At 34.3% G+C, this 7,632-nt stretch carries 7 protein-coding genes; 5 read left to right on the top strand and 2 right to left on the bottom strand.

Going from position 1 to position 7,632, the window contains the following annotated elements:
• Together ACH2BG_RS06870 and odhB are read left to right on the top strand one after the other, a co-directional pair.
• Positions 1–248, top strand: a 248-nt coding sequence (locus ACH2BG_RS06870) for a hypothetical protein (RefSeq protein ID WP_395046970.1), incomplete at its 5' end; no start/stop codon positions are given.
• Between the two features lie 139 nt (positions 249–387).
• Complete coding sequence (gene odhB, locus ACH2BG_RS06865) at positions 388–1,617, top strand: 2-oxoglutarate dehydrogenase complex dihydrolipoyllysine-residue succinyltransferase (RefSeq protein WP_395046969.1); 1,230 nt, start codon at positions 388–390, stop codon at positions 1,615–1,617.
• 281 nt (positions 1,618–1,898) lie between these two features.
• Here odhB and ACH2BG_RS06860 read toward each other — a convergent pair whose 3' ends face one another.
• Together ACH2BG_RS06860 and ACH2BG_RS06855 are read right to left on the bottom strand one after the other, a co-directional pair.
• Positions 1,899–2,582, bottom strand: coding sequence for a zinc metallopeptidase (locus tag ACH2BG_RS06860; RefSeq protein ID WP_395046968.1), 684 nt, complete (start codon positions 2,580–2,582; stop codon positions 1,899–1,901).
• Between the two features lie 96 nt (positions 2,583–2,678).
• Entirely contained in the window at positions 2,679–5,822 is a 3,144-nt protein-coding gene (locus tag ACH2BG_RS06855) for a class I tRNA ligase family protein (protein WP_395046967.1), read from the bottom strand.
• A 304-nt stretch (positions 5,823–6,126) separates the two neighbouring features.
• On the opposite strand from ACH2BG_RS06855, the gene ACH2BG_RS06850 reads away from it, so the two are divergent.
• The 3 genes from ACH2BG_RS06850 to ACH2BG_RS06840 form a co-directional block, all read left to right on the top strand.
• The gene (locus tag ACH2BG_RS06850) at positions 6,127–7,002 is read left to right on the top strand and encodes a cell division protein FtsX (RefSeq protein ID WP_395046966.1); all 876 of its coding nucleotides are present in this window, start codon (positions 6,127–6,129) and stop codon (positions 7,000–7,002) included.
• A gap of 35 nt (positions 7,003–7,037) precedes the next feature.
• The gene (locus ACH2BG_RS06845) at positions 7,038–7,277 is read left to right on the top strand and encodes a DUF3098 domain-containing protein (RefSeq protein WP_395046965.1); all 240 of its coding nucleotides are present in this window, start codon (positions 7,038–7,040) and stop codon (positions 7,275–7,277) included.
• Positions 7,278–7,365: 88 nt separating this feature from the next.
• Positions 7,366–7,632: undecaprenyl-diphosphate phosphatase (locus tag ACH2BG_RS06840; RefSeq protein WP_395046964.1), on the top strand; the 267-nt coding region annotated here is incomplete at its 3' end.

The raw sequence follows: 7,632 nt of genomic DNA, 5'->3' as shown, positions 1-7,632 counted from the left end.
CATTACCAATCGAGCAATTAAAAGCAATTGTAGCAAGTTATCCAAACGCAGATGATTATGTTTGGGCACAAGAAGAGCCTAAAAACATGGGAGCTTATAGTTTTATGTTAATGAATTTCGATTTCATAAAATGGAGATTGGCATCGCTAAAAGCATACGCAGCACCAGCGGCAGGAAGTTATACAAGAGCAAAACGCCGTCACGCTGATGCAATTAGAATGGTTTTTGACAAAGATTTGTTTCAATAGTTTTAGGAGCCAAGAACCTGCTGTACGTTGCAATCTTTTCTTTTTTAAAGAAAAAAAGAAAAGGATTTCCACTTCCATCAGGGCTAGAAAATAAAATACATTTAAAATATAAAAATTCATCATTTAAAATAAATATACAATGATTTTAGAAATGAAAGTCCCATCACCAGGGGAATCAATCAAAGAAGTTGAAATCGCAACTTGGTTAGTAAAAGATGGCGATTATGTAGAAAAAGACCAAGCTATTGCCGAAGTTGATTCGGACAAAGCAACACTAGAATTACCTGCAGAAGCTAGCGGAATTATTACGCTAAAAGCTGAAGAAGGTGATGCAGTTGCGGTTGGTGCTGTAGTTTGTCATATTGATACTGACGGTGTAAAACCATCTGGATCTGCGCCAGTTGCTGATGCAAAACCAGTTGCCGAAGCTCCAAAAGCGGAAGTAAAAGTAGAAGCTCCAAAAGTGGCTCCAGTAGCTGAGAAAACTTATGCTGCACAAACACCTTCGCCAGCGGCTAGAAAAATATTAGACGAAAAAAATATACAACCATCTGATGTTGTTGGAACAGGAAAAGCTGGAAGAATTACTACCGAAGATGCTGCAAACGCAGTACCTTCTATGGGAACGCCAACTGGTGGTTCTCGTGGTTCAGAACGTACAAAATTATCTATGTTGCGTCGTAAAGTTGCCGAAAGATTAGTAGCTGCTAAAAACGAAACTGCTATGTTAACTACGTTCAACGAAGTAAACATGACACCAATAAATAATATTCGTAACGAATACAAAGACGCGTTCAAAGCAAAACACAATGGTGTTGGTTTGGGCTACATGTCTTTCTTTACAAAAGCGGTAACTCGTGCTTTACAACTTTTTCCAGATGTCAATTCGATGATGGACGGAGATTATAAAGTGGCTTATGATTTTGCTGACATTTCGATTGCAGTTTCTGGACCAAAAGGTTTGATGGTTCCTGTTGTTAGAAATGCAGAATTATTGACTTTTAGAGGTGTTGAAGCTGAAATAAAACGTTTGGCTATTCGTGCTCGTGACGGACAAATTACTGTTGATGACATGACTGGTGGAACATTTACTATTACCAATGGTGGTGTTTTCGGAAGTATGTTATCTACACCAATTATCAATCCGCCGCAATCTGGAATTTTAGGAATGCATAACATTATCGAACGTCCAATTGCTGTAAATGGTCAAGTGGAAATTCACCCAATGATGTACGTAGCACTTTCTTATGATCACCGAATCATTGATGGTCGTGAGTCAGTTGGTTTCTTAGTTGCTGTAAAAGAAGCTTTAGAAAACCCATTAGAATTGCTTTTAGATAACAATCCTAAGAAAGCATTCGAATTATAGATTATTTCAAAATCTATTGATTTATATAAAAAACCCAAATTCTATTAATAGAATTTGGGTTTTTATTTTATGACATTGTTGATATCTAAAAAATTGCTTAAATTTTGTCATTCTGAGGAACGAAGAATCTAATAAAGTATAGTATCTAATGAGATTCTTCGTCCCTCAGAATGACAATATTGTCCATAAATATTTCAGTATTTTTAAAGATTAAAATGTCATTATAGAAAATAAAAAAATCCGCTTCTTTCGAAACGGATTCAGTTAAATTCTTTAAAAACTTATCTTCTATTCATATAAATAGAAATGTAGTACAACAATGTTGCAATAGATCCTAAAGCAGCAACTACATAAGTTCTTGCAGCCCATTTTAGCGAATCTTCTGCTCCAGCATATTCTGCAGGGTTAAGCATGTTTTTATTTTTTAACCAAGCCAACGCACGATTACTCGCATCATATTCTACTGGTAAGGTAACAATCGAAAATATGGTTGTTGCAGCAAAAATCACGATCCCTATTAATAATAATGATGGAAAAGTTCTAACCATAAGTATTCCTGCAAGTAATATCCATTGCATGTAAGTCGATGCAATATTTACCACGGGAACTAATTTTGACCTCATCGTTAGCCATTCGTAACCCACCGCATGTTGAACGGCGTGGCCACATTCGTGAGATGCAACCGCTGCTGCTGCTGCATTTCGTTGGTTATAAACCGCTTCACTTAGGTTTACGGTTTTGTCCGTTGGGTTGTAATGATCCGTTAGTTGTCCTGGTGTAGAAATCACTTTTACATCACGAATCCCATTATCTGCGAGCATTTTTTCGGCAATTTCTTGTCCTGACATTCCGTTTTGCAATTGCAATTTAGAATAGTATTCGAACTTGCTTTTTAGTCGTGAACTTACCAGCCAACTCGCGAGCATGATTACACCCATTAAAATCATTGAAGATAAACTATACATGTTTTTGTTTTTTTTAAAATTGAATTATAAAATTACATAATTAATATCAAATTATGAGCCAATTTTTTTGAATGTCATTTTGACGGAAATTTTTATTTATCCGACCAAGTTTATCACTTTCCCAGGAACAATAATCACTTTTTTAGGTGTGTTTCCGTCCAATTGTTTGATGGTTCTTTCGTCTTTCATGATAATTTCTTCGATTTGTGCTGGTGTTAAATCCAGAGGCAAATTGATAGTAAACTTCATTTTTCCGTTAAAAGAAACTGGATATTCTTTGTCACTTTCTACCAAATATTTTTCGTCGCAAATAGGGAAAGCTACTGTTGCAATAGATTCTGAATTTCCTAACTGATTCCATAATTCTTCCGCAATATGTGGTGCATAAGGCGAAAGTATAATAGCCAAAGGTTCTAGAATAGCTCTTTCGTGACAGTTTTGTGTTCCTAATTCGTTTACACAAATCATAAACTGCGAAACCGAAGTATTGAAAGAAAAATTCTCGATATCTTCTGTGACTTTTTTGATGGTTTTGTGTAACGATTTCAAACTGTCTTTCGATGGTTCGTTGTTAGTTACAATTAATCCATTATCATCAAAATACAAACGCCATAGTTTTTTTAGGAATCCGAAAACACCTGTAATTCCTGCAGTATTCCAAGGTTTTGATTGTTCTAGTGGTCCAAGAAACATTTCGTACAATCGCAACGTATCTGCTCCGTATTCTTCGCAAATATCATCTGGCGTTACTACATTATATTTAGATTTTGACATTTTTTCTACTTCTCGATCTGAAATGAATTTTTGATCTCCTAAATGTTGACTCATAGTAAATCCATTTACATCAATATAATCAGCAAAAAGAAAATCTTTGTGAAATCTTTCTAATTTTGACAAGTCAATTTCATTCGTTGTTCCAATTAAATAATCAATTGGAATTCTCAATTCATTAAAACTTAAAACATCAATAAAAAAATTCTCAAATGGGATGTTTAAATTAAATTTATCATTTAGAAATTTTTGAAGCATAAATTTAGGAGAACTTAAGCTTACATTATTATTGATTTTCTTATTTCTTATTTCTTTCTCTTCAGAAAATAAATCTGCTGAAATAAATATATTTCTTTTTTCTTTAATAAGTTTTTCAATTTCATTTTGAATTAAAGAAAATTCATCCTTACTCAAATCATTTATCCCTGTAAAAGTTATATCAAAATTTAATTTATAAACTACCGCACTATTTCCCAAAATCATTCCTTGATTAATCAATTTTTTGAATGGTTCTTCGGTGGGTGCATAACCTCTGTCTTTTAAGAATTTGTTCCAAAAACGAGAATATAGCAAATGTCCTGTAGCGTGTTCGCTTCCGCCAATGTACAAATCTACGCTTTCCCAATATTTAAGTGCTTCCGCCGATGCAAATTCGTTTTCGTTGTGTGCATCCATATAACGCATCCAATACCAAGAAGAACCAGCCCAACCTGGCATTGTGTTTAGTTCTAATGGGTGAATTGTAACGTTGTCAATATTTTCATTAAAATCGACTTCATTTGTTATAGTATTCCAAGCCCATTTAATAGAATTTCCTAATGGTGGTTGCCCGTCTTCAGTAGGAAGATATTTTTCTACTTCTGGTAAAGCAATTGGTAAATGTTTGGCATCAATCATTTGTGGTAAACCATTCACATAATAAACCGGAAATGGTTCTCCCCAATAACGCTGACGAGAGAAAACTGCATCACGCAAACGGTAATTCGTTTTTCCTTTTCCATGATGTATTTTTTCTAATTCAGTAATTACTTTTTTGGTTGCTTCTTTGTAATTTAATCCATTTAAGAAATCGGAATTGGCAATAATTACATTGTCTTTCGAGCCATACGCTTCGATAGCAATATCTACATTTTCGAAGATATTCTTCATTGGTAAATTAAAATGTTTTGCAAAAGCGTAATCTCTTTCGTCTCCACAAGGAACCGCCATTACAGCACCTGTTCCGTAACCTGCGAGTACATAATCGCCTATCCAAACAGGAATAAGTTCTTTTGTAAACGGATGTTCGGCATAAGCTCCGGTGAAAACACCCGAAATAGTTTTTACATCGGCCATACGCTCTCTTTCGGAACGTTTTGCCGTTTTTTCGATATAAGTTTCAATAGCTTCTTTTTGTTCTGGAGTTGTGATTTTTGACACCAATTCGTGTTCTGGTGCCAATGTCATAAACGTTACTCCAAAAATAGTATCGGGACGCGTTGTAAATACTTCAATATAGTCTAAAGTCGAAGGTCTAAAGTCTGAAAGATCTTCAGCACTTTCTACTTTTGACTTTGCTTCGCCAGTTCGCTTTTCAAGCTCGGGTTGACTTTTGACTTTAAAAGATACCATCGCTCCTACTGATTTTCCTATCCAGTTCCGTTGTGATTCTTTGATGCTTTCGCTCCAATCGATATCGTTTAGTCCTTGTAGCAAACGCTCTGCATAAGCAGAAATACGCATGCTCCATTGGGTCATTTCTTTGCGAATAACAGTATGTCCACCACGTTCGGAAACGCCATTTACGATTTCGTCGTTTGCTAAAACGGTTCCTAATCCTGGACACCAGTTGACTTCCGTTTCAGCCAAATAAGTTAATCGGTATTGCAATAGTATTTCTTGCTTTTTTTCTTCCGAGTAAAATCTCCAATCTGACGGGAAAAATATTTCGACATTATCGTCGCAAACTGCATGAACTGTTGCATTTCCGGCCATCTCAAAAATAGCTATCAAAGTTGAAATATCTTCGGCTTTGTCGGTCGATTTATTGTACCAGGAATTGAATAATTGGATAAAAATCCATTGGGTGTGTTTGTAATAATCGGCATTTGAGGTGCGGACTTCACGACTCCAATCGAATGAAAATCCTATTTTGTCTAGTTGCTCACGGTAGCGGGCAATGTTTTCTTTGGTAGTTTTGTCTGGATGCTGTCCTGTTTGAATAGCATATTGCTCAGCCGGAAGACCGAAAGAATCATATCCTTGTGGATGCAAAACATTGAATCCTTTGTGGCGTTTGAATCTTGCTACAATATCCGATGCGATATATCCTAGTGGGTGCCCAACGTGCAATCCTGCTCCTGACGGATAAGGAAACATATCTAAAACATAATATTTGGGTTTGTCTGACGTGTTGCTTGCTGCAAATGTTTGGTTGTCTGCCCAGTGTTTTTGCCATTTGGCATCGATTTCGTTTGGATTGTATTTCATTTTCTAAAAAGGTTCTGAGATTCTGAGATGCTAAGGCTCAGAGGTTTTGTAAAATTCTGACACAAAAATGATTTGCTTTTTAGCCCTGATGGAAGTGGAAATCCTTTTATTTTTTTCTTTAAAAAAACAAAAGATTGGAACAAACAGCAGGAATATGATTGGCAAAAATGCTCAAGTCATTCGCTTCAAGAAAATATTTTATTGCGACAAATTTACATTTATTATAAGAAAATGGAAAGTTTGAACGTTAATAACTTTAAATAAAGAAATTCTTTATTATTTTTACCCAATAATTTTATTTAGTATGAGTTCTTCTTTCGATAATTTTCAAAAACGTAGATTAATCACTTCTTATTTTTCGGTAGTGTTAAGTGTTTTCCTTGTATTGTTTTTACTGGGGATTTTGGGGTTTTTTATTATAAATTCTAAAAAATTGTCTGATGATTTCAGAGAAGGGATTGCCATGTCTGTTTATTTTAAAGATGAGGCGAAAGACACGACTTTGACCAACTTTAAAAACGAACTCAAAGCTTCGAAGTACGCAAAAACATTTACTTATGTGTCGAAAGATATTGCTGCTAAACAACATACTGATATTATTGGAGAAAATTTTCTAGAATTTTTAGGCATGAATCCTTTACAAAATTCTTTCGATATTCACCTAAGAGCAAATTATGTGGTGGCAGATAGTATTGCGAAAATTGAAAGTAAATTGCGTGAGAACACTTTGATTTCGGATATTGTTTACGACAAGCAATTGGTAAATATGGTAAACGACAATGTAAAAAAAGTAAGTTTGTGGATTCTTATCATCAGCGGACTTTTTTGTGTGATTGCAGTTTTACTTATAAATAGTTCGATGCGTTTGTCGATACATTCTAACCGATTTATCATAAAAACCATGCAAATGGTAGGCGCAACAAAATCATTTATCAGACAACCTTTTATTTGGCGTGGTGTAAAACTAGGAATGATTGGTGCGGGAATCGCTATTCTAGCTTTACTTGGTGTATTGTTTTATATCGATTCTAATTTTCCTAATCTTGGGATTTTTAATGATAAATTGACAATTACTGCTATATTGTTAGGTGTTTTTGGTACTGGTATTTTAATTACTTGGTTAAGCACTTATTTTGCAACACAACGATTTTTGAATTTAAGAACTGACGATTTATATTAAAAGTTGATTTGGTTAATCGTTAGAAAATAAAAAACATGGAAAACAAAGAACAAGGATTTCTTTTTGAAAAAGTAAACTATAAAATTTTATTAATCGGAATTGCAGTTATTGCAGTCGGGTTTATACTTATGTCTGGTGGCGGAAGCGATAATCCAGCAGTTTTTAATACAGAAATTTTTAGTTTTAGAAGAATACGATTAGCACCAACTATGGTTTTAATTGGTTTTGGGATTACGATTTATTCTATTTTAAAGAATCCGAAAAAAGATAATTAGATTGTTTACACTTCTTAGGTCGTTAGATTGAAATACATTTAACTCAAACTAAGAATTCGGAAAATCTAAAAATCTAAAAATCTAAAAAATGAATTACATACAAGCCATTATTCTTGCTATTATAGAAGGAATTACCGAATTTTTGCCTGTTTCCTCGACTGGACACATGATTATAGCAAGCTCTTTTTTTGGAATTGCTCACGAAGATTTTACCAAACTTTTTACCATTGTTATTCAATTAGGGGCGATACTTTCGGTGGTGGTTTTATATTTCAAAAGGTTTTTTCAAACTTTAGATTTCTATTTTAAATTATTAGTTGCTTTTATTCCAGCGGTAGTTTTAGGATTACTCTTC

The sequence above is a fragment of the Flavobacterium sp. genome, assembly GCF_043779715.1.
Taxonomy (GTDB): domain Bacteria; phylum Bacteroidota; class Bacteroidia; order Flavobacteriales; family Flavobacteriaceae; genus Flavobacterium.
The sequence above is the reverse complement of the archived record's forward strand: the minus strand, read 5'-3'. Positions and strand labels throughout refer to the sequence as shown.

Bases quoted from the DNA above. Each gene is read 5' to 3' on its own strand.
- odhB (WP_395046969.1), top strand. From the start codon at position 388: ATGATTTTAGAAATGAAAGTCCCATCACCAGGGGAATCAATCAAAGAA.
- ACH2BG_RS06845 (WP_395046965.1), top strand. From the start codon at position 7,038: ATGGAAAACAAAGAACAAGGATTTCTTTTTGAAAAAGTAAACTATAAA.
- ACH2BG_RS06855 (WP_395046967.1), bottom strand. From the start codon at position 5,822: ATGAAATACAATCCAAACGAAATCGATGCCAAATGGCAAAAACACTGG.
- ACH2BG_RS06850 (WP_395046966.1), top strand. From the start codon at position 6,127: ATGAGTTCTTCTTTCGATAATTTTCAAAAACGTAGATTAATCACTTCT.
- ACH2BG_RS06860 (WP_395046968.1), bottom strand. From the start codon at position 2,582: ATGTATAGTTTATCTTCAATGATTTTAATGGGTGTAATCATGCTCGCG.